Origin of the sequence: Lysobacter sp. (assembly GCA_013141175.1) — a bacterium.
Classification (GTDB): Bacteria; Pseudomonadota; Gammaproteobacteria; order Xanthomonadales; family Xanthomonadaceae; genus Lysobacter_I.
In genome coordinates this window covers 1,016,590-1,043,429 of the sequence record JABFRN010000001.1, presented here as the reverse complement: position 1 = coordinate 1,043,429, position 26,840 = coordinate 1,016,590, and the positions used below count along the sequence as shown (strand labels likewise).

The window sequence follows — 26,840 nt, the reverse complement described above, 5'->3', positions numbered from 1 at the left end:
GTATGTCGAGATGTCCGCTATGGCGTTTTATTAGTCGCTCTCATGAAGCGAATTTTTTCGGAAAAGATAGGCCATATAAATCCACTTTTGTGTCAAGAATTGAAATTCTCTTCGGCCATTTTGCAGCATCGAAGGAAATGGTTGATAAAAAGCAAAAAGGTTCTTCCTTTTTTCTAAGTATAGAGGTTAGTTCAATATTGATCGCCTCAATGAATGTTGCTGCAGTTAGCTCCGGTCTGGCTTTGACGAGAGCTTTCCATACAAGGGAGGGTTTATCCATTTCTGACGCTATGTCTGGAAAATCAAGCATCGAATGTAAGGTCGCTGCATCCTCATTAACTTCAAATCCAGAGAATGATGTGCCTTCACCATCGGTCATTCGATTTTTTCCGACCCGAGCGAGTACTACGTCAGGATTGAACTTTTTTTGGCTTTTCCATTTGACCGGCATCACAGTAACTCCATGTATGCGCACTAAATTATTGATGGACCCTACATTACGAATTCCGGCGATTTATATCGCGCAGGGTGGGGTGAGCACAGCGAGCCCCACCATAACCGCAATCTTGAAAACGGTGGGGTTCGCTGCGCTCACCGCCACCCTACGAACCCCGGTGATTTGAACATATCGGCGTAGTCCTCACCTCTCCGAATGCCCCGTCTCGTCATACCCCCGCGGCATCAAAATCTGCGGCTGAATCAACTCGATGAAATCCCGCGCCTGCTGCGAAAGATATTTCCCCATCCTGACCACCACGCCATAACTTCGAGACGGGCAATATTTCGCCAGCGACCGCGCGGCGAGTGCGGTCAGCGTCGGTGAGGCAGACGGCGTGATGTCCAGTCGAGTAGGGTGGAGTAAGCGCAGCGCAACTCCACCGCCGCGAGAAGGCAGGTTTGGTGTGCGTCAAGCGGGGCGGGCGATGCTTCGCGAATGAAAAAATTCGTTTCCTGATGCGAAGGTGGAGTTGCGCTGCGCTTACTCCACCCTACGAATCCCGGTGATTTGAACATATCGGCGTAACCATCACCTCTCCGAATGCCCCGTCTCGTCATACCCCCGCGGCATCAGCATCTGCGGCTGAATCAACTCGATGAAATCCCTGGCCTGCTGCGAAAGATACTTCCCCTTCCGCACCACCACGCCATAACTCCGCGACGGGAAATATTTCGCCAGCGATCGCGCGGCGAGGCGGGTGCGGTCGGCGTCGGTGAGGCAGATGGCGGTGACGATGCTGATGCCCAGGCCCATCGCGACGTATTGCTTGATGACTTCCCAGCCGCCGACTTCCAGGGCGACGGTGTAGGGGACTCTGTTTTGCTGGAACACCAGGTCGACGAGTCGATACGTGGTGAGGCGCTGCGGCGGCAGGATCAGGCCGTAGGGCGAGAGGTCGTCGAGCTTGAGTTCGGCCTTGCCGGCCAGTGGGTGGTCCGGCGGGGTGATCAGCATCGGCTCGAAGCGGTAGACCGGGACGTAATCCAAGTCGCCGGGCACGTCGAGCATCGAGCCCACCGCCAGATCGACTTCGTCCGAGCGCAGCAGGTCCAGACCACCGGCGCCGGTAACGTTGTGCAGGATCAGCCGCACCTCGGGGTGCTTCTGCCGGTACGCCTCCACGATCTTCGGCAGCAGATAGAGGATGGTGGAGCTGCCGGCGGCGACGTGCAGCTCGCCGGCATCCAGGCCGCTGATCTGTTCGCGGAAGGCGGCGGGGAGGTGGTCGATGCCTTCCACCAGCGGTCGCGCCAGCGCGTACAGGGCGTCGCCCTCGCGGGTCGGGGTGAGTCGCCGGCCGACGCGCTCGAACAGCTTGACCCCCAGCTCGCGTTCCAGCGCCTGCAGTTGCAGGGTGACTGCAGGCTGGCTGACGTAGAGCGCGCCCGCCGCGCGCGAGACCGAACCCAGGCGGGCGACCTGACAGAACGCCCGCAGCGGCTTCAGGCGGTCGGCCTTGTAGGCGAAACGGGGGCTGGGGGCGGTGTCGTCGACCATGGTGGTTCGGCTCCGGGGAGATGCGGCTGAAAACGATGCGGCAGGTCGAGTCCGGCCATTCATTAAAATCAATGGGTTGCAAAGCTTTTGATAGAGGTACGACTTTCGTCGAAGAGTAGTTATAAGTTCAACTTATGATTAGCATTGCTAAAACTCAGTTGTCAAATAAAGAACCCGGGCGGATGGTGAAACCCCCACGCAAGTGTTGGAGTTGTCCATGTCCGCCGTCCTCAAGCCCCACGCTGAGGCCCATGAAATACAGACCGGTGTCGAGATCCTCGGCACCGCGACCGGGCAGGACGCCCTGCTCACGCCCGCCGCGCTGGCATTCCTGACGCGCCTTCATCGCCGCTTCGAGCCCCAGCGTCAGCTGCGATTGGCGGCACGACAGGCGCGACAGGCCGAATTCGATACCGGCGGGTTGCCGGCCTTCCGTGATGACACCCGGGCGATCCGTGAGGGCGACTGGCGGGTGGCGCCGATTCCGGCCGCGCTGCTCGACCGTCGGGTCGAGATCACCGGCCCGGTCGATCCGAAGATGGTCATCAACGCGCTGAACTCGGGCGCCAGCTGTTACATGGCCGACTTCGAGGACTCGACCGCGCCGACCTGGGCGAATCTGATCCAGGGCCAGCACGCGATGCGCGACGCGGTGGCGGGCACGCTCGAATTCGACGGTGACAACGGCAAGCAGTACCGCCTGAAGCCCGAAGCCGAGCGCGCGGTGTTGCTGGTGCGTCCGCGCGGCTGGCATCTCGACGAGAAGCACGTCGTCGTCGATGGCGTGCCGATGTCCGGCAGTCTGTTCGACCTCGGACTGTTCTCGTTCCACAACGCCGGTGCGCTGACCGCCAGGGATCGCGGCCCGTATTTCTATCTGCCGAAACTGCAGTGCATGGAAGAAGCCGCACTGTGGAACGCGGTGCTGGACGAGATCGAAGTGCAGCTCAACCTGCCGCAGGGCGCGATGAAGGTGACCGTGCTCATCGAAACGCTGCCGGCGGCGTTCGAGATGGACGAGATCCTGCATGCGCTGCGCAGCCGCATCGTCGGCCTGAACTGCGGACGCTGGGACTACATCTTTTCCTACATCAAGACCCTGCGCGCGCATCGCGACCGGGTGTTGCCCGAACGCGGGCAGGTGACGATGACCCAGTCGTTCCTCAAGGCGTATTCGGAACTGCTGATCAAGACCTGCCATCGCCGTGGCGCGCATGCGATGGGCGGGATGGCCGCGCAGATTCCCAACCCGCGCGATCCCGAAGCCAACGCCGCCGCATTGGCGCGCGTCGAGGCCGACAAACTGCGCGAAGCCTCTGCGGGCCACGACGGCACCTGGGTCGCGCATCCGGGGCTCGTCGAACTGGCGCGCGGCATCTTCGATGCGCGCATGCCCGGTCCGCACCAGCACGACGTGCGTCGCGAAGACGTGAATGTCACCGCCGAGCATCTGCTGCGGCCGTCGTTGGGCACGATCACCGAAGCCGGTTTCTTCGGCAATGTCGAAGTCTGCGTGCGCTATCTCGCGGCGTGGCTCGACGGCAACGGCTGCGTGCCGATCCACGGAATGATGGAAGACGCTGCCACCGCCGAGATTTCGCGCGCGCAGTTGTGGCAGTGGCTGCATTTCGCCGACGACGGCCGCGAGCCGCTGCAGCTGGCCGACGGCACGCCGGTGGATTTCGCGCTGCTGGAACGCGCGTTGATCGGGCTGCCTTCGAAGCTTGCGGCGGATGCTGCGGTGATCGGTGCGGCGCGGATCGATGATGCGATTGCGCTGTTGTCCGAGCTGACGCATCGGGATGTGCTTGCGGACTTCCTCACATTGCCGGCTTACGAACAGCTTCGGGGCTGAAGCCCCTCCTACAAGATCAAGAGCTTCGGGGCTGAAGCCCCTCCCACAAGATCAAAAGCTTCGCGGCTGAAGCCGCTCCTACAAAATCTAACGAAACACATTCTTCCCCACAGGAATATCGCCATGAAGACCACGCTCCCCACCGCCGAACAACTGAAGCTGGACTGGAACAACAACCCGCGTTGGGCCGGTGTGACCCGCCCGTACAGCGCCGAGGAAGTCGTGCGCCTGCGCGGCACGGTGCCGGTGGAACATTCGATCGCGAAGATCGGTTCGGAAAAACTCTGGAAGTCGCTGCAGACCGAAGACTTCGTCAATGCGCTCGGCGCGATGACCGGCAACCAGGCGATGCAGCAGGTCAAGGCCGGACTCAAGGCGATCTACCTCAGCGGCTGGCAGGTGGCGGCCGACGCCAACATCGCCGGCGAGATGTATCCCGACCAGTCGCTGTATCCCGCGAACTCGGTGCCGCAGGTGGTGAAGCGCATCAACAACACGCTGCTGCGCGCCGATCAGATCCAGTGCGCCGAAGGCACCGGCGATATCGATTTCCTGCAGCCGATCGTGGCCGATGCCGAAGCCGGTTTCGGCGGCGTTCTCAATGCGTTCGAGCTGATGAAGGCGATGATCGAAGCCGGCGCGGCCGGTGTGCACTTCGAAGACCAGCTCGCCAGCGTCAAGAAGTGCGGGCACATGGGCGGCAAGGTGCTGGTGCCGACCCGCGAAGCGGTGGAGAAACTGGTCGCCGCGCGTCTCGCCGCCGACGTGATGGGCGTGCCGACGCTGATCGTCGCGCGCACCGACGCCGAAGCCGCCGATCTGCTGACCAGCGATGTCGACGACAACGATCGCCCGTTCTGCACCGGCGAGCGCACCGTCGAAGGCTTCTACAAGACCAACAACGGTTTGGACCAGGCGATCAGCCGTGGTCTGGCCTATGCGCCGTACGCCGATCTGGTGTGGTGCGAAACCGGCAAGCCGGATCTGGAATTCGCGCGCAAGTTCGCCGAAGCCATCCACGCGAAGTTCCCGGGCAAGCTGCTGGCCTACAACTGTTCGCCGAGCTTCAACTGGAAGAAGAACCTCGACGACGCCACCATCGCGAAGTTCCAGAAGGAAATCGCCAGCTATGGCTACAAGTTCCAGTTCATCACCCTGGCCGGCTTCCATGCCCTGAACTACTCGATGTTCAATCTGGCCTACGGCTACGCGCGCCGCCAGATGAGCGCCTTCGTCGAGCTTCAGGAAGCTGAATTCGCGGCGGCCGATCGCGGCTTCACGGCGGTCAAGCATCAGCGCGAAGTGGGCACCGGTTATTTCGACAGCGTCACCCAGACCATCCAGGGCGGCAAGTCGTCGACGGTCGCGCTGAAGGGCTCGACCGAGGAAGAGCAGTTCCACGAGCAGCCGGCTGCAGCCGCCTGAACGCAGGCGCCGGCGCGGCGCACGCCGCCCGGGGCCCGGCCATGACGAAGGTCATGGCCGGAAATTCCGGGAGATGTGATCCAATAGGGGTTCTCCTCCTCCGTGCACCCCTTCAACCATGCGCATATTGCTTTCGACGGCGTTCGCCGCCGCCATGCTGTTGTCTTGCCCCACATTTGCCGACGATGCGATCGTCATCGAATCGACACCCGCCCAGATCCGCACCGCGCAGTCCGAACAGCGTCAGGCGATCGAGCGGAAATCCGGCAACTACTCGCACTTCACCGACGACGAGCGCAAGACGATCTTCGCGAAGCAGGACGAGGTGTTGCGTCTGATCGACGGCAAGCAGACCGTGGAAGAACTCGGCCCCGACGGCAAGATCGCATTGGCGAATGCCTTGGCTTCGGTCGATGCGGCGGTGACGCGGGCCGAAGACAACCGCCTGATTTGCGAGCGCGTGAAGCCGGTGGGTTCGAATCGCCCGCAGAACAAATGCATCAGCGTCGGTGAGCGCCGTCGCCAGCGCGACGCGGCGCAGCGGCAGGGGCTTCGCGCCACCAACTGACCAACCGCAGCCCGGCGCTTGCCGGGTTGTCAGGCGCAGCGGCCATCGGGCCGTTGCGGCCCTGTTTCGCGCCACGGATGCGCACTCCGGACAGACGGAAGCAGGGGCGGCATTGCACTGGAAAAAATCGGCTGGCGGGTGTACATCATGCCGACCCGATGTGCATGAGCCCGGGTGCACCGCCAAGGCAGGCCTGATCGCTTCCTCCCTTCGATATCCAGAATCCAGGAGTGCTGTGATGAAAGTCATCCCGATGAAGACGTTCCTGCTGTTCGCCGTATTGCTTTCCGCCAGTGCGGTCGCGCTGGCCGCCGCTGATCCCCAGCAACTGCTCATCCGCGACATCCTGACCCAGCAGACCCAACTGCGCTCCGAAGTGATCGCCGGCAAAGGCGCGTTCAAGGATATGAGCAAGGCCGACCGTCAGGCATTGGCGGAGCGTCAGGGCCGTGTGCTGCAGACGCTGGGCAATCTGCAGGATCTCGACGAACTCGCGCCCGATCAGCGCGTCGTCGTGTTCAACGACCTGGAATGGATCAAGGCCGCAGTGACCAAGGCCGAAGACGACCGCAAGGTCTGCGAGTACACGCGGACCGTGGGTTCCAACCGCATGAGATCGGTGTGCATGACGGCCAAGGAACAGCGTGAGCACCGCGACGGCGCACGGAGCACCTTGAACCACGGGCAGATGTGCAACGAGTCGGCCATGGCCTGCGTTGGCGACGTCATTGGCGGTCGTGGCGGGAATTGAGATGCCCGTCCTCGTGCCCTGTCGGCCCCGCCAGACTCCGGAAGGCAAAGGCGGCTGACTCACGAAGCCCGGCGTGATCGCGGCCGGCCTCATGCCGGCCGTCGTTCAATCGGATTCAGGTGCGGTTTTCCTCGGCAGACCGTCCTCCGAGTCGATCCCCGCCCACTCGACATGCGTCTCCCAGAACACGTGCGCCATCGGCGCGCGGTCGGCGTCGCCATCCAGATTCGCCAGCGCGATGTGAAGCTCGCCGGGCCAGCGCTCGGAGCGAAAGAAAAGAGAACTGCCGCAGCGCGTGCAGAAGCCGCGCTCGGCGCCCGGCGATGACGCGTACCAGCGCAACGAACCGGCCGCGTCGTCGATGCGTGCGCGATCGTTGTCCATGCCGAACCAGGTCACGAAGGCCGAGCCGTGCGCGCGCCGGCACATCGTGCAGTGGCAGTGCGCCACCCACCGACTGGGCCATGTAACATCGAAGCGGACATCGCCGCAGAGACAGCTGCCGTGGGATTGCATCATCGTGTCGTGCCGATGTTGGACAGGCTGGAGCATACCCCGGTGGAGGGCGTTATCGGGATCGGGCGCACTTGCGCCGGTTCGCTGACAGGCGCCCTGCAGGGCGCCTGTCAGGCACATGTCCGGGCTGGCTCACAGCGAGTCGATTGCTTGCGCGTTTGCTCCGCTGCCGCAGCCATCCCTTGAAGTTGAGGGGCGCCGCGTTTTTGCGACGACTTGATGGTTGCCGGCGGTATGCTTCTAGTGCGTCTGGCAAGCCCGCACCGGCCCCTGTTTTTCCTCTGCCGTGATCGCGTCGTCAGGCGCGCACGAAATGCAGCGTGCGCAGCAGCGCTTCCGCGTCGCGGACATCGACCGCCTGCGTCGGCTGTTCGGACGAGAATGCGTACAGGCGTCCGGTCGCCGGTCCGCGCACATGCACGGGAGCGTGCTCGCGGTATCGCAGCGTGACGGATCGTCCGCCAGCGACGGCGGCCCGACCGATTCGACTCCGATCGCCGACCGCCGATGCCATCGCGTGCGGTACGCCCGATGCGCCACCCGATACTCCCGGTGGCAGCGGATTACGTTTTTGTCCGCAGCATCCCATCGTCTTCTCCCTGATTCGTTTCGGGCAGTGGTTGCATCACGATGTCGGGCTGGCCGATGCGCTCGCACAGACAGGCTGCGCCGGACACGGCCAACCACATCAGACACGCCGTGATCGGTTCGGTCGCGATCGGTCCGGTCATGAGCCACACCGACACCGGTGCCGCCACCCACAGGCTCAGGCACTGGAAGCAGTCGAACATCCTGCCCCACGCGCCATCGCCCAGCCTTGCCCGTGCACGCGCGATCAGATCGGCCGGCCCGTCCTCGTGCGCGAACAGATGCGCAAGCCGCCAGGTCGCGAGGATGGCCACCGCCAGCTTCGGCCAGAAGTCGCCATCCCCATCGATCATCGTCCGCTCCCGGGTGCGCGATGCGTCATCGTCGTCGCCATCGGCCTCAGTCGATCGCCAGCGCGAACGCTGCGGTCTCCGGGGCGTACGGGTAGCTGAGATCCTCGCCATTGGTGGTCTTGGCGTAAGTCGTCAGCGTGACCGCGAACGCGCATCGCGACAGCACCGTCGGCGGGTTCGGTGCGTCGAGTCGGGTCAGCATCTGTTCGAATGTATTGCTGCCGCTGATGGCCGGAAGCGAGGGCGGTTTGCCCGCGTTGGCCGGGCTGAGTGGCGTCGGCAGCGCGCCGATGCCGCCATTCGCAGCCGAGGCGTTCAGACCCCGCAGCCATGCGATGTCGTGGGCGTACTGGAACCGCTCATCCGGCACATAAGCGCTGTATTCGATCGCGAAGGTGGAGTCGCCTGGTCCATGCCAGAACTGGCATTCCTCGTTCGACGTGATGTTGTTGATCTTCAGCTGCAGGATATCGGCCACCGGCGGGCGGTTGTCCCAACAGAACAGATGCGTCAGCGCCGCGAAGGGGACTTCGATCGTGTCGTCGCCCACACTGCCGCCGGGCTGGAACCAGCGACGATACTTGAAGGGCTTGGCCAGTTCCGTTCCCGGTTGACCGGAAGCCGGTGCGCCGAGCGGACGCAGGCGTTTGCCGCCGGCATCGAAGACTTCGAGCGTGATCATGCGATTGATGGCGGCGGGGCCGTGGGCGATGGGCGCATTCAATGACGCGATCGTGGTGTCGATCAATGCGTGGTAACGCACCGATCCGACCCAGGGTTCGTCGCTGTAGGGAATGCGATACAGATTCGTTTCGCCGCCCACGGATACCGGGCCGAGCGATTCCGGAACGATATCGGCGCCGACGATCTTGTCCCAGGCCAGCCCGTCGCCGTGGTAATGGCGCGGGCCGGTCGGATTGCCGTCCGCGTCGGCCTGGCAGATGCTGATGCGGTAGTAGTGCGCGCCGACGGCCGGATCGCGCATGCCCAGGCTGAAGACGAAGGTCAACTCGATCCGGCCACCGAGATTGCGCAAATGACTGTTGTTCGGACCAACGCCGGGGAACAGCAGGCCCGAATTTGCGTCGGGCGTGGCAACGCGGTCCCATCCGGCGGAGGTGGGCGTCGTGAGCTCGTGGCTTTCGGTGTCGCCGATCAGATCGAGGAAGACATAGGCATCGCCGCCGCCAGTACCGGTTTCGTTGCACGCGAACGCATTGCTGTTGTATGAGGTGAGCACCGGCTCATCGCCAGCGGCGAACCAGGCGTCTGCGGTGAGACCGTTGTACAACGTGGTGGTGGTGCTGCCGATCGTCTGTTTGACCACGTAGGCGTATTGCTCGTAGCAGTTCACGGACAGCAGGCGCCACGGCTCGGGCCAGCAGATATTGAAGCTGCCGTCGGGCTGGATGGTGCCAGTGCCGACCTTGCTGGGTTGACCGCACCGGCACAGGCGATGGAACAGATAGGCGCGGCTCTGGATGTATTCCGCCGCCCGATCCGACGGCAGCGAACGCAGCATCCGCAGATCGCTCGCGGCGTTGATCGGAAGCTCGTTGAGCGCGCCGCCCTTGAAGAATGGCGTCTGCAACGGATCGCCGATCGGCGGCGTCGGGACATCCGGCGTGGGCCCGGGCCATTTCGGCAGGCGTACGACATAGCGTTCGAGATCGCGGATCAGATCGGGAATGCGGATATCGTCGAACACGATCGGCCAGCAGCAGCACGTGCGGCGATACACTTCGACGATTCCCCGGCAGACCGGCGCGCAGCGATACGGCCAATAGATCAATTCGTTGAGCGACGGCGCGATCGGATGGAACGCCGATGCCGACGATGGATCGCTCAAGCGCTGAACGCTCGTCGCGATCCGCCTGCGCGCCAGCGACGGCGATGCGGCGGCGACGATGCTCTCGAACCACCATCGACGACGCTTGCACACCCGGACGCTCCCGCTGACGCACGTCCAATGGAAACGCAGGCGCGACCAGATGCGTTCGGCCAGCGCAAGCCGGCCATCGGCGATCTGCGCCAGGAACTCGCCAGCGCGATAAGTGATCAAGGCATCGGCGCGGATACCGGTCTTGTCGTCGGGCGCACCCAGCACGACGCGGTGCGCGCGATCGAGCACGTCGGTCGGTATGTTGAAACGTCCGTCGTCGTCGATGTTCTGGGCCAGAAGCACGGCATTCTTGTTGTCGAGCACCTGCATGGCGATGTCGGGTCTTTCGCCCGCCGCCGTCAGGCCGACCAGCTCCAGCTTGTAAGTTCCGGGCTTGTCGCCTTCGTGTTTCGAATCGGTGATGTGCTTGCTCATGACGCTCTCCTGACGGGTGGTCGCGCATTGCCGGCATGCGGTGCGGTTGCGCGATTGGATGGGTCTTGCTGCAGCGTGTCTGACTCGAGCGCGCCACAGGTGGACGCGCCGCAATGCGATCGCGATTGCGATGACGCGGAGCGCCCGATCGATATCCGCAGCGCGGAAGTCGGTGGGCGCTCGCGTCGTGGAGGCGAGTCGCTTGTGTGTGTAGTGATGTTCGGAGACGTAACGTTTCCGGTCGCGATGCACGACGCATCCGAGGCGACGCATCCGAGGCGGTGCCGCCCGCGCGATGCACGCTTGGCGTCCTGGCGGCGGAGGTTCCTGAATGCGGTCTGCGTCCGCTTGAAACGTTCGGCGCTCGATTGTCACTACTGAGAACGGCGCGTTGCGCTGGCGGCTGTTCGCGGCTGCTGGACGCCGACCCCCGGACGCCCGGAATCCGGCCCGGTCGAAGACATCAGCGAGGCATTCGAGGAATCAAGTCGTGGCTATACTGGTTCTACCTTTGCAGCACCCAGGACGGGATCCCATGCAGCACGCGGGACGGGACTTCCAGCGCTTCGATGCCGGCTACGTGCATCGTCTTCGCGGTGGAGACCCGGAGACCGAGCGGCATTTCGTCGCCTACTTCAAGGATCTGCTGAGGATCAAACTGCATTCGCGGCTGCGCTCGCGTCAACTGGTCGAAGACGCCTGCCAGGAAACCTTCCTGCGCGTTTTCAAGGCGCTGCGTTCCGACGAGGAGATCCGCCATCCGGAGCGGATCGGAGCCTACGTCAATACGGTTTGCGACCATGTGCTCATGGAGCTGTATCGGTCCGAGAAGCGCCACATCACGATGTCCGATGACTCGATCGCCGAGATCGAAGACGATGCGCCGATGGTCGTGGACCGCCTGCAGGCGGTCGAACGCAGAGTGCTCGTCCGGCGCGTGATCGACGACCTGCCCGACGCCGACCGGCGTTTGATGCGCGCGCTCTTCGTCGAGGAGCGCGACAAGGACGAGGTATGCGAAGAGTTCAAAGTGGATCGCAGCTACCTGCGCGTGCTGCTGCACCGCGCCAAGCTGCGCTTCCGCGCCTTGTATCTGGCGCGCACCGACGTCACTAAACGCAACGGATGACTACGATGGATCACGCCACCGCAATGCGCAAAGCGATTGCCGAAAGCTATGCCCTCGACGAGTTGAGCGAGGAGGAGCGCTCGGAATTCGAAGAGCATTTCTTCACCTGTCCGGAGTGCGCCGAGGACGTGAGGTCGCTCGCGACTTTCATCGGAGACATCCGGAATGCGCTCGGCAAACGGTCCATGGGACGGCGCCTGACCGGCGCGGCGCGACGCCTTCGATTGCTGATCCTGCCGATCGCCGCCGCTACCGTGCTGTTGCTTGGCGCAGCGGTCTACCAGACCGTCGTCACGGTACCGCAGTTGCGGCAGGATCTGGCCCGCGCCCAGGCGTTGCAGGCCACCAGCTGGCATTTCCTGTCGGTCGCGCGCAGCGATCCGGCGGAGATTCGCGTAGGCGCGCAGCAGCGGATGATCGGCTTGAGATTGAGCCGTACCGGCTACGAGTCGCCCACGCGCTATCGGGTCGACGTCCGCGACGCCGAAGGCGCGCAGGTGCTGTCTTCCTTCGTCGCTGCGCCCGCCGCTGGCGATGAGCTGCAGCTGTTGCTGCCGGTGTCCGGCCTGGGATCCGGCCGATATGCGGTCGAATTGTCGGGCATCGATCCGCGCGATGCGCAAACCGGTCGGCAGGCCGACGAGCGGACCGCCCCACCCGAAGTCACCCGGTACCTTTTCACCCTGACCCGTGAGGAAAAGTAGATGAGCCTCAAGACGAACGAACACGCATTCTGGTTTCGCGGCAGCACGATGGTGATGGGTGGCCGGATCGTCAGCCCGGTGTGCGACAACATCGATGCGCAGGGCACCTGCGTCCTGCCTCCGATGGGAGGATTCGCCTCGACATCCGTCGGCAGGTTCGACTACAGGAACATCGTCGGTTTCGAACGCGCCACCAGTACCGTCTCCGGGCAGAAGGTGACGCATGAGGGCATCACCAGCGGCGACACCCTGGTGACGGTCGCCATCGAAGGCCTGAATATCCTGGATGTCATCACCGCCGATCGCGTCGTCGCCCGCATGACGTCCACGAACGCGGAAAGGAAGAACGGCTCCGACCCTGAAGCGCTTCCTTTCGGCAGCCACTTCGAGAACCTGCGCATCGGTGGCGTACCGATCGAACTCAGCCCGTACCCCCAACTGGTGAGCGAGGAAACGAGCACCTATCAGAAATTGGTCCGGGCCTGTCTGCGTCGTTGCGATTCGAGCGAATGCGTCCCCTTTATGTATTCCAGCGGCGCTCCGATCGACGACAACGAAATACCGGAAGACCATTTTTCAGATGTGCTGAAAACCACTTCCGACCGAACGCTGCTGGCGCCATTATTCAATCTGAAAGAAATTCAATCGGCGTTGCCGGCCGGCTGCACGCCGAGCGGCATGCATGGCATCGCCATCCCGGGGTTCGGCGTCGCTTACTTCGGCGAGTACCTCATCACGCGCGCCTCGCGTCGCCTTACCATGTTGCGCATCGAGCTTGGCTGTCCGATCACAGGGCGTATCATGTGCGCAAATGTCGACAGCAACGGCCACTGGGATCCGTGACGCCGCGATCGCACTGCTCGCGCTGATCGTTGCGGCGTGCAGCGCCAACCAGGTACCGCTCGAGAAAATCTATGGCGACGGTTATCGGGAACTCGAGTCGGGGCACTTTGGCGCTGCGAAAGCCCTGGCCGAAGACGGGCTGAGGCAGGCCCAAGGCACAGGAGAGGAGACTTGGGCGTGGGCCTTCGATGTGCTGGACGCCGAGGTACTGGTCGCTCAACGCCAGATCACGCCCGAATTATTGCGTCGACTCGACGCAGGCCTCTCCGTCGAACGGCCGCGCGATCGCGTGCTTGCGCGCGCACTGATGGCCCGCGGCTACGCCCGTTGCCTCACGCCCGATGGCGAAAACGAGCGCGATCGCGAAAACGCCCGCACCCGTGCAATGGCCGACCTGGAAGCGGCGGAGCATATCGCTGATGTTCTGCGCATCCCGAAGCTGGCCGCCGAGGTGTTGCTTCGAAGCGGCAACTGCGCAGCAGAGCGAGGCTACCGCGAGACCGCAGAAGCGCTTTTCCACAAGACCATGGACACGGCGCAGCGACAGGGATTCCGGCTGATCGAGGCGCAGGCAGCAGGGAACATCGGCAACTTCCGTGCCGACACCGCCAAGTACGACGATGCCGTTCGTTGGCTTCGCCGCTCGGAAGCATTGGCGGCCGGCCTTCCCGCAGGTGCGACGCGCGCCAGAAATCTGGGCCGGCTCGGCTGGTGCTATTACCTGCTCGGCGATTACGAGCGTGCCATCCAGGTGCTTCCGGAAGCCGAGGTGCTGATGGAGAAGCTCGATCTCTCGGGCGATCGTCGGATCGTACTGCAGAATTTCGGCCGCTCGCTGCAGGGCCAGGGCGATCACGCGCGCGCCAGCCAAACCTACGCCCGCGCCGCCGCCATCGCGCAGGCGCTCGACGATCGCGAAGGGTCTGCAGAGGCGCTGGCCGATATCCAGGCCACGCGGGCGGCGCTCGCGCTGGAGCGCGGCAACTTCGACGAAGCCACATCGCGGGCCGAGGAAGCGCTCCGGATCCAGGTCGAACATCGGTTCTTCAAGGAACAGCAGCGAACGCTGCTGCTGTTGGGCGAGACATGGGAACGCCGTGGAGAATCGTCGCGGGCGGCTGCGCTCTACAACGAAGTCCTCGGTCTGGCGAATGCCGAGCCCGATCGTGTGTGGGAGGCGCACGCCGCTCTGGCCCGCCTCCATGCGCGCGCCCAGCGTCCGGTCGAAGCGGAAACCGCGTATCGCAAAGCGTTCGAACTGATGGAAACCTCCCTCGCGCAGTTGCAGCAGGCCGAGCATCAATTGCCGTTCATCTCGAATATGGGTCGCTTCTACGATGGCTACATCGATTTTCTGGTTGCCCAGGGACGCAGCGACGAAGCGCTGCGGGTTGCCGACGAAAGCCGCGCGCGGTTGCTGCGCGAACGACTGCGGGGCGCTGGCGCCGTGCCGGGCCGCCCGGCCGACTATCGCCGTCTGGCGCGCGACTTCGATGCATTGCTGCTGTTCTATTCGATCGCTCCTGAAAGATCGTTCCTATGGGCGATCACCGCCGACGACATCACACTGGTTACGCTGCCGGGCGAAAACACCCTGAGCGCGCTGATCGCCGCCCACCAGCGGCGGATTCTCGACTCACGGGATCCTCTCGACGAAGCGGCGCCCGAGGCCACCGAGTTGTATCGATTGCTGGTGCAGCCGGTGGCGACGGCGATGACATCGATGCAGCGCGTGATCATCGTATCGGATGGTCCACTCGACCAGCTCAATTTCGAAACCCTGGTGGTCCCCGAACATCAGCGCGACAGTGGAGAGGACCTCGGGCGAGACCTCGACGGCCATCCTCCGCGCGCCGCACAGCGCCACTATCTGATCGAGGATGCGGTGGTGGCGAGAACGCCGTCGCTGCGCCTGCTGCACGCGCAATCACGACCATTGCCCGCGCACGAACGGTCCCTGCTGGTGCTTGGCGACCCGGAGTCGGCGGATCCCGAATTCCCGGCGCTGCCGTTCGCCGGCAAGGAAGCCGCTTCGATTGCCGCCTTGTTCGAACCCGAGGCGCGTCGAATCTACACCGGGCGTCGTGCGAAGCCTTCGGCATATCGCAATGCCGATCCGGAACGATTCGCCTACATTCACCTGGCCGCGCACGCGCAGGCGAATCCCGTGGTGCCGCTCGACTCGGCCGTCGTGCTGTCGGCCGACGCCGGCGAATACAAGCTCTATGCGCGGGATGTCATCGCGGTGCCGTTGAGCGCCGAACTCGTGACTCTGTCGACATGCCGCAGCGCCGGCACGCGGACGTTCTCCGGCGAAGGCCTGGTGGGCTTGTCCTGGGCATTCCTGAGTGCAGGCGCGAAGCGCGTCATCGGCGGACTGTGGCCGGTCGAAGACGCCTCCACGGCTGAGCTGATGACCGACCTGTATCGCCGCATCGCGGCCGGTGCGGAGCCCGCCGCCGCACTGCGCCAGGCCAAGCTGGCGTTGCTGCATTCCGATACGGCCTATCGCAAGCCCTACTACTGGGCGCCGTTCGTCGTCTATGTTTCCGGGAGTAGCGAGCACACCCGTTAGCAGCTTCGGGAATAGCGCAATGGGATGGTGGGTGTCCCGGCTCAATTTCGTCCCGGTTCTATTCCGATTCTTTTCACCAAGGAGTTTGCGATGCCCTTTCTGAGCCTGCAGAACAACACCCGCTTTCCTGCCATCTACGTCGTGAAGAAAGGCGAGCAGACCATCGCACGCACGCCGCCTGTCGCGCCCGGTGGGGTACTGCGGGTGCCGGACACGCAGAACTTCACGGTGGTGGCGACCACGGTCATCGAAGGCAACACCTACACATCGGCGCCGATCACGGTGTCCGGTCCGGCGGGCTTCCTCGCACAGGTCCTGCAACACGCGCCCCAGGGCACTTATCTGTTCGACATGCAGGAAATCCCGCCGCGCGGCCCCGACCTGCTGGAATTCCAGACGACGACCACCAGCCCGGTGACCTTTACCATCAGCGACAGCGGCATCCATCTGCAGACCGTCGTCGTCAAGGATGCTTTCAACATCGTCACCCTGTCGCTGGCCGGAACCTGCAGCATCTACGCGATCATCAACGGGGTGACGACAGAGGTGGTTCGGACCGATGATCCTGATGCGGTGATTACCGCCATCGAAGACACGAGCGGTCTCGAACACGGTGACTACATGCTTGTGATCAGCTGAAACAATGTTCGCGCATAGTTACACGGCGCGCGATGGGAACGCCCGCTCGCCGGTTCGCCACAAATACAGGTTGTGGTGACTCGAATGCGCCGAGAGTCGCAGGCGCATCCGGTCGCAATTCGGCTGGATGCAGGATCGCAACAAGGTCGAACAGGCGGGCATGGCGTTGTTGTGAGAGTGATTGTCGAATGCGAACAAGTCGCTTTCCCATATGCATTTTGATCAATCATCGAGTCGTGCATAAAAAAGCAATGAATCCGTGAGATCGTTGGACGCTTTTTGTCGATATCCAACGATCGGGGACTTCTGAATGAATTACTGCAAGTGGCGCCGTACGGCGCTGGCGTTGTCGTTGACGTTCGTCTGGGCAGGCGCTGCGCAAGCAACGTCGTTGGCTCATCCGGACCACTACGAATTCGATGCAACACTCCACGCACCACTGAAGCCCGTCTCCGGCGGGTGGCCGGTCACGCTGTATTTCGATTACCCCGCCGCCGGCAATGTGACCGCTGCAGCGTGGATACTGGAAGCCGTTTCTCCCAACGGGCGCGTCGTGCGCCAATGGCACGGGATCAAGATGTTGCCCCGGCAGCATGGTGTCGTGAGCGTCGAGTGGAACGGGCGCGACCAGAAGAATCTCGCGCTACCCGCCGGCTACTATTCATTGCGCCTGCGCGCCACGCCGACGATCCAGGTCAGCTCGGACGTGCGATTGCCGCTTGCGACGAGGATTGCGGAAGCATTCTCGGCTTTCGGTGACGAAGCGCATATACAGAGCATCGATGTGATGGTGGGCGCGGTCGCGCCAGCGAAGATCACGCCGCGTGTCGCGCTGCCGGTCGGCGTTGAGCAGGACGCATTGGCGCGCAACGCATCCGCGACAGGCAAGACAGCTGCGGGCAGGGCAACGGCCAGATCCATCGCGGCGCCCGCCAGCCTTCCCTACACGATCTATTACGGCAATCTGCACAGCCAGACCAACCACAGCGATGGCGGTACGGCGCTCGCCAGTTGCAACGGTTCCGAGTCGCCGCAAGCGGGCGACTTCGGGCCGACCGAAGCCTATACGATGATGCGGACTCTGGCCGGCAGCGATTTCCTGCTGGCCTCCGAACACAACCACATGTACGACGGATCGACGGGGACCAATACCTCCGCCAACCCGGCGACCGCGAATGCGCTGTTCGCCAGCGGCATTTCCGCAGCGGCGAGTTTCAACGCCGCCAACGCCGATTTTCTTGCGCTGTACGGTACGGAATGGGGCGTGATCAACAACGGTGGCCACCTCAACCTGATCAACCCCGATGGGCTGACGAGTTGGGAAAGCAACGCAAGCGGTCAGCTCATCGGCGCGGTGTCCACGCCGAAGAACGATTACGCGGCGCTGTATGCCGTGATGAAGCAGCGCGGCTGGGTCGGTCAGTTCAACCATCCGTCGACCTCGCAGTTCGCCATCGGCACCACCGGCATGGGCTACAACGCCGATGGTGCGGAAGTGATGGTGCTCACCGAAATCATCAACAGTTCGGCGTTCTCGGTGAACACCACCGAGACCGAAACCAGCCGCAGCTCCTACACGGGCGCGTGGAATCTCCTGCTGGAGCGCGGCTACAAAGTCGCGCCCGCCACCAACCAGGACAATCACTGCGCGAACTGGGGCCTGAGCTTCACCAATCGTACCGGTGTCCTGCTTCCGACGGGCACGGTGCTGAACCAGGCCAATTTCGTGGATGCGCTGCGCGCCCGGCGCACCTTCGCGGCCGAAGACAAGACCGGACAGTTGGTGCTCACCGCGAACGGCCATGTGATGGGCGAGACTTTCAGCAACAGCGGAGCACTGACGCTCTCGGCGGTCTATGCCAGCACGAGTGGGCAGACGGTGCAACGCGTGCAGTTCTTCGAAGGCGTGCCCGGTCGCAACGGCACGGTGACGCAGCTCGCCGAAGGCAGCGGCGACTACACCTTCACGCCCGCGATCGGCCCGCACTTCTACTACGTTCTCGTCACCCAGGCCAATGGCCTGCGGTTGTGGTCAGCGCCCGAGTGGGTGACGCAGACCGCAGGCGCGCCGGATACGACGCCGCCTGTGGTCAGCGCCAGCGAAACCGGCACCGGCGGCGCGATCACGCTCTCGACAACGGCGACGGATGATGTCGGCGTGACGAACGTCGAGTTCTACATCGACGATGTATTGCGCGGCAGCGACGGCACCTCGCCCTACGCAATCGTCTTCGACTCCAAGACGATAGCCAATGGCGCGCATACGCTCACAGCCAAGGCTTTCGACGCCGCAGGCAACACGGCGACTTCGTCCGCCGTGGCATTCAATGTGAGCAATATCGCACCGGTCGCGAATTTCACGTTCGTGGTGTCGGGTGCGACGGCAACGTTCATCGATGCGTCGTCGGATTCCGACGGCACGGTCGTATCGAGGGCATGGAACTTCGGCGATGGAAGCACATCGACTGCCGTCAATCCGAGCCATTCCTATGCCGCTGCGGGTACGTACACCGTCACCCTGACCGTGACCGACAACAGTGGATTGACCCATGTCAGGACTCAAGCCATCGACGTGGGCGCGAGTGTTGTCCAGACCTACAGCAACACCACGGACGTCGTCATCCCCGACCTTACGACCGTCTACAGCACGATCAACGTCGCCGGCCGTACCGGTGCCGCTCCGGGGAACACGCTCGTATCGGTGAATATTCTCCACACCTACATCGGCGATCTGAAAGTCGATCTGGTCGCGCCGGACAACAGCGTGTATGTCCTGCACAACAGAAGCGGCGGCCCCACCGACAACATCTTCAGAACCTATCTGGTGAATCTGTCGGCCGAGCAGCTGAATGGTACTTGGACGCTGCGCGTCAGGGACAATGATCGCGCAGACGTTGGGCGCATCGACAGCTGGAGCATCACGTTCTGAGTTTGCAGAACGCACTGATGCGATTGGAATGACACAAGGCGTGCTTCGGCGCGCCTTGTGCTTTATGAACTGAACAGAGGGCAGTGTGGCCCTCGCAAGTTCCAAGATGGCAGGCCAAGGCTTGGGGATCGTGCGGTTTCGGAACGCACGCTACGCAGTGTGCTGTGGCGAGCTGGACTTCGATTGCGTCAACCGCCGCGCGTAGCGCGAAAACCCGCCTGATTCTCTGGCGCGACCCGGACGCAGTTGCGACCGCTGTTCTTGGCTTCGTAAAGCGCGGCGTCGGCGCGAAGCAGCAACTTGTCAGCGCCCTCATCGTTCACGGCTGCTTCGGCCACGCCAATGCTGATGGTAACGCGCAGGCCGGGCGTCACGTCGTCCATCGTCAAGGCCGCGACGACCTCGCATAACCGCTTTCCGAGGTGTTCGGCGTGAGCGAGCGAGGTTCGTCGCAGCACGGCCAGGAACTCCTCGCCGCCCAAGCGACCGAACTCGTCGGTTTCACGCAATGCACGCCGGCAGGCCTCGGTCACGCGTCGCAGGGCTTCGTCGCCCACGGCGTGACCGAAGCGGTCGTTGATCTGTTTGAAGTGGTCGATGTCGATGGCCAGCACCGACAGCGGGAGAGCGGCGCCGTGCCGGTCGGACAACATGCGCGCCAGATGGTCCAGCAGATAGCGCCGCGAGACGACGCCGGTCAGGCTGTCGGTCATCGCGTCATAGCGCGCGCCACGCAGCCGATGGCGGGTCAGCAGCAGCAGGCCCGCCACGGCGCCGAGCAGCAAGGCCAGCAGCACGATCGCGATCAGTCGCAGGCGCTGCTCGCGCTTCGCGGCCTGCAACTGGAGCCGCTGCGCGTCCGTTTGCCGCAACAAGCGCAGCTTGTCGGCGGTTTCCCGGCTCAACGCCAGCTCGGCGGCGAGCACGCGCGCCTGCTCGCGCTGCATGCGCTGGTCGAGCTGGGTGCGCAACCGGATCTGCTCCTCGCGCGCGTCCAGCGCCGCGCGCCACTGGCCGAGTTCGCGATAGGCGCGCGCCTGCACGTCGAGCGCGTCGACCAGGGGTTGCGGCTGGTCGTCGTCGCGAAGGCGCTGCATCACGTCCGGCAGCAGCAGGGCGGCGCGACCGGCATCGCCGGACTCGAGTGCGATGCGCGCGTCGAGGTAGCCGCGCCGCGCGCGCATGGCCTCGGTCGACCCGCTGCGGAACAGCGAGCGATCGGCCTCCTCGCGCGCGCTTCTGGCGTCGTCCAGGCGACCGGCCAGCACATGGACATGGGCGATCCGAAGCATCAAGGAGGCATGGCTGTCGTGCCCGCCCTGCGAGCGCGCCAGCCCTGCCGCCTCGCGGTAATTCGCAAGCGCGGCGTCGAGGCGCCCCGACTGCTCTTCGGCCTGGCCCAGGCGCTCCAACACCATTTGCAGGGGCCCCGATTGGCCTCCTGCGCGCGCGTTCTTCTCGAGGGCGCGAAGGACTGCGATCGCACGCTCGTTGAAGCCGAGATCAATGAAAGTATTGGCGATCATGACTTCGGTGCGGAGCGTCGCGTTCGGCGCTTCGCGCGTCCGATCCAGCGCCAGCACCTCGCGCAGGGTGGTCAGCGCCTGCGCGTAACGGCCCTGGTCGCTTTCGTTGAACGAGCGCAGAAAGAGCGCGCCGGAGCGCAGGCGTGGATACCGCCGGCGGTCGGCGAGTCGCAGCACTTCGTTCACCGGCACGATGTAGTCGGTGCGGTTGCCCTGGTCGAACAACGCGTACGCCTTGCACATCAGGTATTCCATCCGCACCAGAGGCTCGCGCTGCGCGGGCCGTCCGGCGAGTCCGGTCTCGGCGCGCGACAGCGAAGCGTCGGGGCCGTCCAGCAGCGTGATGCAGCGATAGGCATCGAGGCGCGCGCTGCGCACCGGGTCGTTCGGGGGCAGCGCGTGCGTCAGTTCGACGATCCTGGCCTTTTGAGCGGCCTCGTCCGCGATTTCGTCGTCCCCACGCACGCCATACCGGCTCGCCAGCGTGTCGAACAGAAGGCCCGGGCTTGCCGCCGCCGACCGGGCCTGCGTCGCCGGGGCCGTGGCGTCCTGCGCGTGAAGCGTCGTCGGCAGCAGCCAAGCGATGGCGAAGAGAACGAGGAGAGGCGTCCGGTCCATGCGCGAATCATGTCAGATGCAGTGGCGTTTGGCGTTCCAGCGGCGATATTCGCAGAGATCGGGACACCCATAATTCGGGGAATCCCGACATGCTGCTCGCTTCTTCTCAGACAGGCTTCGCCACTGTGGCTTCCTGTGTTCAGCGCGTTTCCCAATGGAATCGGGGTGCCGCCGGTCCCATTGCCCAATCAAGTAATGGGTGTCCCAAGTCTTTTGCCAAGTCTTTTACCTCCGGTGTTTCCACCCTGCGCTTGTCCAGTGACGCACGGATTTGCAGACAGCGGTTTGCCCGAAAGATGTGTCGGGCAAACCCCCGCAGTCGTGACTGCGGCGAACAGGACGACTACGCTGCCGGCAGCAGATCTCCCGGTAGTTCGTTGACACAGGGCGCCACGCCACTGGAGAAGCTGCGCTCTTCGATCACCAGCGACTGATCGTCGATCGTGGCAGGGCCGATAGCGCCGAATCCAATGACCTGGCCGCGCACTTTCACCGTGTAGTTGGCGGCGGATGAGACGGTGCAGGCCACCACCGTGCCGACGGTCGCTGCCCGGAACGCGGACGCCCCGTTATCGTTGGAACACAGTGCGCTCAGATTGTCGTGCGTGGGTGCCACCTGCCGCGCAGTCGCGGCCACGATGCCCTTGTTCACGACGATGTCGTATTCGACATGTCCCACCGGCACCTGGCATTCGGCGAAATAGTGGATGACCAGCGTGCGCGGCCCGGTCGTGGTGATGGTTTTGGCGATGAACTCGACGTCCGCTGGCCCGAGCGGCACGGGCGCAGCACCGGTTTCGACAGCGACGTTGATATCGTCCGCACTGACCAGCGGCGAAACCATCAGGCCGAGCGCCAGCAGCAGGGCGCATGGCCGGCGTGTTTGTATATTCATGACATTGTCCTCAAGGGTTGTGTATCGGGCAGGGGAAATGCGTGCGCGGAGACCCCGCACGTCTGGTCGCATCGATCCGGTCTGTGGACCGATGCAAGGGCGCGCCTTCGTGCTGAAAGCGCGCTTGATTCAAGAGTCGTGAATCGAAGGGAAAAGCCGCCAAGCTTCGTGCAGGGACGACTGCGCCAAGTCTCGAGAACGGGATACCCACAATTGCTACGTGCCCGCCGTGTCCGGAACACCCATGATTCAGAAAATCCCGGTAGGCCGCCTGCCTCTTCTCAGACAGGTTTCGTCGCTGTGGTTTCTAGCGATCGTCGCATTGCCAGTGGAATCGTGGACGTAGCCCGATGTGGGTGTCCTTGTCTTTGGTTGCCGGTATCTTCCCTGAGAAGTTTCGCTCTCACGCTCACTGTTTTTCGCAACAGGATGACTTGGCAGCACTACGCCGTGTTATCGCTCGGCACGAATCCGAAGCGTTGATAGGGTGAGTTGATGTTGGCTTTGCGATTGATCGAACATATGCAAACAATGGCTTTCGGCACAGATAACGCGATTCACATTGCGCCCTGGCGGTAGCGGATTCGCGACAAGGATTGACAAGCAAATCGCCAAGCAATGAGACTTCGATCGCGCTTCATCATTGAAGCCGAAATACATTCCACAGGGGGAATGCTGGATGGCCAAGGCTGGCGCAGGGGAAGCATCGGCTTTATCGCCCGACGGCGTCTCGATGCCGATGGCGCTCTCCGCCATCGCACTATGCTTCGCCAGCGATGTCTCCGCTCACGGAGGAGGACTCAACGCCGAAGGTTGCCACCACGACCGCAAACGCAGTGGCTATCACTGCCATCGTGGTGGTGTTGCTTCATCACGCGGTGATGCTCAACCGACCAACCGTCTTGCCCCGTCGCGGATACGGGCGTGTTTGCGAATTGTGCCGCAGCGCGTGCAGCGGGCGCTGCGCCGGTGAGACGTGGCGAGCCGGGATATGGTCGGCATCTGGATCGAGATGGGGATGGGGTGGGGTGTGAGCCGCGGAGATGATGCGGGAGTGATGCCGGCGTGAGCGCGAAGCGACGCCGGAACCGCGCACGCGCAAGGGGATGATGCATGAGAGGTGGCTCTGCGGCAGCGTTGACAGGCGATGCGCCGACGAGCCGGGACCCGGATCTGGCATGGGAAACGAAAGGGGATTCGCGATGTCGAGGCACGTTGTGTCGCTTTCGTTGTTGGTTACTTTACTGGCCGGGTGTGCAACGCCATACGGCGGACGGTTGGACATCGACCACCGGCCGGACCAGATCCCGGGCACGATCGCCGTGTCCGACGCCAAGCTGTACCGGCGCGAAGCGCTTATCAATGAACGTCGACGCGAAGAGGCCTATATAGACGCGCTGATGATGGCCAGCGAGAAGGAAGGCTTCACCATCGGCCCCGAAGCGAATCGCGAGATCGAGGTCATCCGCGCCCTCGCGCTGAACGGCGGCCTCAGCGTCGATCCCGCCGCCGGAAAAACCTACCAGGACAATAGCGAAACCGATCGCATCCGGCACGACATCCAGGTGTTGCAATTGCAATTGCAAATGGACCAACTGCACCGCGATGCCGCACTCTTCCGGGAAGGCCTCGCGACCCAGGCGGCCCCCTCCAACGACAACCTAGGACAGGTGGGAACCGTATCCGGCGCCACCGCTCCACCCGCGCTGACGCCCGCGGACACCGCCGAGCTCGCCGCGCGAATGGAAAAACTGCAGTCAGCGCTGGCGACCCGCTTGGGCACGGACTTCAAGCCCCTCGCCGGCGTGGGCCTGGCAGGCAACCCCATCGACCAGTTCCGCGACCGCGCTGCATATCGCCAGCTTCTGACCTCGGCGCGCAATGCCGCCAGCCTGGACGAGCTGCACGATCTGGACGGCGCGGCGCTGTATCGGTTGAGCTTCCAGGTCTCCACGCTGCCGCCGCCGGATAAATACCTGCGGACGGCCGGGATTGTCGAGATGCGGCCGGTGTCGAAGGGACCAGAAGAAGACGAAATCAAGGACCTTTACGGCCGGTGGCTCGATCACGTCAACAAGATCCTGATCGAATCGAACGCTGCCGACCTGGCGCGATTCGAAGCTCAGGCATTGGCGATCGGCGGGAAGCTGTTCGATACCGTCGTGGTGAGTTACGACGACGGTAGCGGATCGTGGAAGAAGAAAGAGGTTGGATGCGCTGAGGGCCTGCGGTCCAGTCACTCGGATACATGCCCGGGTGGGCGCATCGTCGTCGCGGTGCCGGCGCTGGAGGCATATGGTGGATCGCTGCGGGGCAACGACCACCGGATCACCACTGTCCTGGCACAGGATATCGACGGTTTTCTGCTGTCGAACGTGGATTACAGCAATGCGACCGTGCAGGCTTTTGGCAACGGCAGCAGAGTCCAATCGGTGATCGATGCGCAACGATGTCAGTTGCAGTTCGCCGATGGGAAAAGGAATACGCCTTCCGCCGCGCAGAATCTTCTGAACGCCGCGATCGCGGTGCGCTCCGCGATGCCGCATCTGAATCAAGTGCTTCGACGCATCGCCAGCGCGCGGATCGATGGCAGGCAAAGGCAAGCGCTCGAAGACTCCATGAAGCGGCTGCAGACCGCCAGCTTCAGAGCGGACAACGTGCTGAAGCGGCTCGCCGAAGTGGGATGCGGCTCCGATGATTCGCTGTCGTCGATGACGCTGGAAGTGGTGGTGCCGGACGAGTTCAGAAAAGTCGTCACTGGAGAGAACAAAGTGCGTGTGTACGATATCGGGCCGCGCCAGCAGGTGCAGCAGGTCTCGACGGCTGCACGCGCCGCGGAGGCCTTCAGCCTGGCCATGGCGGTCGCCGCCAAAGCGCCGAACAGCGGGGCGGCCGTCAAGGCGGGCCTGGATTATTCCCGCAGCGCCACCGGGAAGGTCGACACTCTCGAACGTCTGCCGCTGGTGGTCGGGTTCGCACAGACCGGGGGAAGTTGGCACCAGAATCCGAAGCAAGAAAAAAACGTCCAACAGACGCCGGGTCAACAGGCGGCTCAAGAGGAAAATCCGAAAGGAACTGCAGGAAACCTGCATTTCGGATGGATCCTCGGCCCGCGCATCAGCGTGCATCCCGCGAAAGGGACGCTCGAACTGGCGCAGGGTTACAGCGTCCACGATCTGTCGGCCGACTTGGCCGTGACCGGGTGGCGCACGAAGCTGCAGATCGAGGTGCGCACCGCCTGGTCGCCCGATTGGCGTTCGAAAAACTTCAACAGCGATCTGTGGAATTTCAACCAAGACAGCAAGCGCATCATCGAAATCGATCTGCGTCCGTCGAGCGCGGAATTCGCGGCGCTGACCACGCGGCTCGCCGCGGGGCCGGCCGGTCAGCGCTTCGCTTCGGTCAGGTCCATCCACCCGGCCGCGATCAAGGCATGCGCCGCCGGCACGCTGGTGGTGGAAGGCGAAAACCTGTGGCGCGCGACCGAGATCGTGCTGGGCGGGACGAAAATCGGCGGCAGTGCGATTTCGGTGCTGCCGGACATGGGTGGCATCCTCGTCGACATCCCACAGAACACGAATTTCTTCGGCAACGAGGTGGATGTGCAGGTGCTCACGCCCTACGGCGTGGCCCATGCCTCCCAGCGCTTGCTGATCGACGGTTTCGACGAGAAAGGCTGCGGGGAAAAGCCGGATCCGAACGCCCCCGTGCTGGCCTCGGTCCTCGGGCCGGTGCCGGTGAACATCTGCGCGTCGCCTTCGATCGAGTTCACCGGCATCAATCTGGACAAGATCACCGCCGTCAGGTTCGGCAATGTGGCCGGCACACTGACGCCCGGCACCGCGAAAAAACGGGCAGCGACCTTCACCCGGAACGATCTCAAGCAGATCGGCAGCGACTACGCCAATCTGGTGTTCTTCGTGGGCGACAAAGAGGTCGCCAGCCGGGCGATCCATGTCGTTCGCCTCGACTGCAGCCCATAACAGGAGGACAGGACCATGCGTGAAAACGGCACGATCGCCGGCCAACCCACGGCCGCCGGCGGCTTCATCAACCCCCAGGGCGGCCCACCGCAGGTGCGGTACTCGAGTGAAGTTGTGAATGGATTGACGCCGCGCGAAGGGGACCCCGTGTGCTTCGTGCGGACATCCAAGGGTTCGACGACCGCGATCGATGTGCACTTCGGCTCCTGCAATATGGGAATGGAATCCAGTGAGGCGGCCATCGACGAGATGGTCGCGCCGTTGCTGAGTCGCTACTTGGAAGTGACGTTCCAGTCATCGCTTGAGCAAGTTACGGGCGCAGTGCTGTCCGAGGATGGGCAAGATGAAGTGAAGAGAATGTCGGTCGATCGGGCCGTCCGCATCCTGCGACCGATGCTTGCCAACGAGCCACTTCCGGACGAGGTCAAGTCCGCGCGCATCCTCCTGGCTGAGACGGCGATGTCGCTGATGGCTATCGAAGCGGCGCTCGCCTCCAAGGGAACGGTGACGGCCGAAGCGCTGCGCCGGGTGCTGCGCGGCCAGCGGCCACCCCTGCGCAGGAAATCGAAGTCCTAGCTCGACGCCGATGGGCGCGGGTCGATGCCGACCCAGCCAAAACTAGGGTCAGCG

18 protein-coding genes and 3 pseudogenes are annotated in these 26,840 nt (G+C 63.4%); 13 read left to right on the top strand and 8 right to left on the bottom strand.

All coding sequences use genetic code 11. The features are described 5' to 3' along the window. Nucleotides 1-40 precede the first annotated feature (40 nt). From HOP03_04805 to HOP03_04795, 3 genes and pseudogenes are all read right to left on the bottom strand, one after another. Nucleotides 41-451 carry a hypothetical protein gene (locus tag HOP03_04805; protein NOT87482.1) on the bottom strand — a complete coding sequence of 137 codons (411 nt, stop codon included), beginning with the start codon at nt 449-451 and terminating at the stop codon, nt 41-43. A gap of 189 nt (nt 452-640) precedes the next feature. Next, nucleotides 641-833 (bottom strand): annotated as a pseudogene (locus tag HOP03_04800) (LysR family transcriptional regulator). Between the two features lie 194 nt (nt 834-1,027). Continuing rightward, complete coding sequence (locus HOP03_04795) at nt 1,028-1,996, bottom strand: LysR family transcriptional regulator (protein NOT87481.1); 969 nt, start codon at nt 1,994-1,996, stop codon at nt 1,028-1,030. Nucleotides 1,997-2,213: 217 nt separating this feature from the next. Between HOP03_04795 and HOP03_04790 the strand changes: the two genes are divergently transcribed. The 4 genes from HOP03_04790 (at nt 2,214) to HOP03_04775 (ending at nt 6,595) form a co-directional block, all read left to right on the top strand. Then, a complete protein-coding gene (locus HOP03_04790; protein NOT87480.1) occupies nt 2,214-3,851 on the top strand; it encodes a malate synthase A in 1,638 nt (545 codons plus the stop codon). Between the two features lie 123 nt (nt 3,852-3,974). Continuing rightward, on the top strand, nt 3,975-5,276 hold the full coding sequence (aceA, locus tag HOP03_04785) for an isocitrate lyase (protein ID NOT87479.1): 1,302 nt from the start codon (nt 3,975-3,977) through the stop codon (nt 5,274-5,276). A 118-nt stretch (nt 5,277-5,394) separates the two neighbouring features. After that, on the top strand, nt 5,395-5,844 hold the full coding sequence (locus tag HOP03_04780) for a hypothetical protein (protein ID NOT87478.1): 450 nt from the start codon (nt 5,395-5,397) through the stop codon (nt 5,842-5,844). Nucleotides 5,845-6,082: 238 nt separating this feature from the next. Then, nucleotides 6,083-6,595 carry a hypothetical protein gene (locus HOP03_04775; protein NOT87477.1) on the top strand — a complete coding sequence of 171 codons (513 nt, stop codon included), beginning with the start codon at nt 6,083-6,085 and terminating at the stop codon, nt 6,593-6,595. Between the two features lie 105 nt (nt 6,596-6,700). Here HOP03_04775 and HOP03_04770 read toward each other — a convergent pair whose 3' ends face one another. The 3 genes and pseudogenes from HOP03_04770 to HOP03_04760 form a co-directional block, all read right to left on the bottom strand. Continuing rightward, entirely contained in the window at nt 6,701-7,114 is a 414-nt protein-coding gene (locus HOP03_04770; GenBank protein NOT87476.1) for a GFA family protein, read from the bottom strand. Nucleotides 7,115-7,758: 644 nt separating this feature from the next. After that, nucleotides 7,759-8,052, bottom strand: a pseudogene (locus HOP03_04765) (hypothetical protein). 46 nt (nt 8,053-8,098) lie between these two features. Continuing rightward, complete coding sequence (locus HOP03_04760) at nt 8,099-10,369, bottom strand: hypothetical protein (GenBank protein NOT87475.1); 2,271 nt, start codon at nt 10,367-10,369, stop codon at nt 8,099-8,101. A 391-nt stretch (nt 10,370-10,760) separates the two neighbouring features. On the opposite strand from HOP03_04760, the gene HOP03_04755 reads away from it, so the two are divergent. The 6 genes from HOP03_04755 (at nt 10,761) to HOP03_04730 (ending at nt 19,188) form a co-directional block, all read left to right on the top strand. Then, on the top strand, nt 10,761-11,498 hold the full coding sequence (locus HOP03_04755) for a sigma-70 family RNA polymerase sigma factor (GenBank protein NOT87474.1): 738 nt from the start codon (nt 10,761-10,763) through the stop codon (nt 11,496-11,498). 5 nt (nt 11,499-11,503) lie between these two features. Next, the gene (locus tag HOP03_04750) at nt 11,504-12,202 is read left to right on the top strand and encodes a hypothetical protein (protein ID NOT87473.1); all 699 of its coding nucleotides are present in this window, start codon (nt 11,504-11,506) and stop codon (nt 12,200-12,202) included. 48 nt (nt 12,203-12,250) lie between these two features. Next, nucleotides 12,251-13,045, top strand: coding sequence for a hypothetical protein (locus HOP03_04745; protein NOT87472.1), 795 nt, complete (start codon nt 12,251-12,253; stop codon nt 13,043-13,045). Further along, nucleotides 13,014-15,620 carry a CHAT domain-containing protein gene (locus HOP03_04740; GenBank protein NOT87471.1) on the top strand — a complete coding sequence of 869 codons (2,607 nt, stop codon included), beginning with the start codon at nt 13,014-13,016 and terminating at the stop codon, nt 15,618-15,620. The genes HOP03_04745 and HOP03_04740 overlap by 32 nt, the downstream gene beginning before the upstream one ends. A 24-nt stretch (nt 15,621-15,644) precedes the next feature. After that, nucleotides 15,645-16,259: a hypothetical protein gene (locus HOP03_04735; GenBank protein ID NOT87470.1), complete on the top strand. Its 615-nt coding sequence runs from the start codon at nt 15,645-15,647 to the stop codon at nt 16,257-16,259. Nucleotides 16,260-16,569: 310 nt separating this feature from the next. Beyond that, nucleotides 16,570-19,188, top strand: a complete 2,619-nt coding sequence (locus tag HOP03_04730) for a PKD domain-containing protein (protein ID NOT87469.1) — start codon at nt 16,570-16,572, stop codon at nt 19,186-19,188. Nucleotides 19,189-19,376: 188 nt separating this feature from the next. Here the strand turns inward: HOP03_04730 and HOP03_04725 are convergent, their stop codons facing one another. Next, nucleotides 19,377-21,332 (bottom strand): diguanylate cyclase, encoded by a 1,956-nt coding sequence (locus HOP03_04725; protein ID NOT87468.1) that lies wholly within the window; start codon nt 21,330-21,332, stop codon nt 19,377-19,379. 343 nt (nt 21,333-21,675) lie between these two features. Further along, a complete protein-coding gene (locus tag HOP03_04720) occupies nt 21,676-22,227 on the bottom strand; it encodes a hypothetical protein (protein NOT87467.1) in 552 nt (183 codons plus the stop codon). A 739-nt stretch (nt 22,228-22,966) separates the two neighbouring features. Between HOP03_04720 and HOP03_04715 the strand changes: the two are divergent. From HOP03_04715 to HOP03_04705, 3 genes and pseudogenes are all read left to right on the top strand, one after another. Next, nucleotides 22,967-23,274, top strand: a pseudogene (locus HOP03_04715) (excalibur calcium-binding domain-containing protein). Nucleotides 23,275-23,504: 230 nt separating this feature from the next. Continuing rightward, nucleotides 23,505-26,210, top strand: a complete 2,706-nt coding sequence (locus HOP03_04710) for a hypothetical protein (GenBank protein ID NOT87466.1) — start codon at nt 23,505-23,507, stop codon at nt 26,208-26,210. A gap of 15 nt (nt 26,211-26,225) precedes the next feature. Next, nucleotides 26,226-26,786 carry a hypothetical protein gene (locus tag HOP03_04705; GenBank protein ID NOT87465.1) on the top strand — a complete coding sequence of 187 codons (561 nt, stop codon included), beginning with the start codon at nt 26,226-26,228 and terminating at the stop codon, nt 26,784-26,786. Nucleotides 26,787-26,840 lie beyond the last annotated feature (54 nt).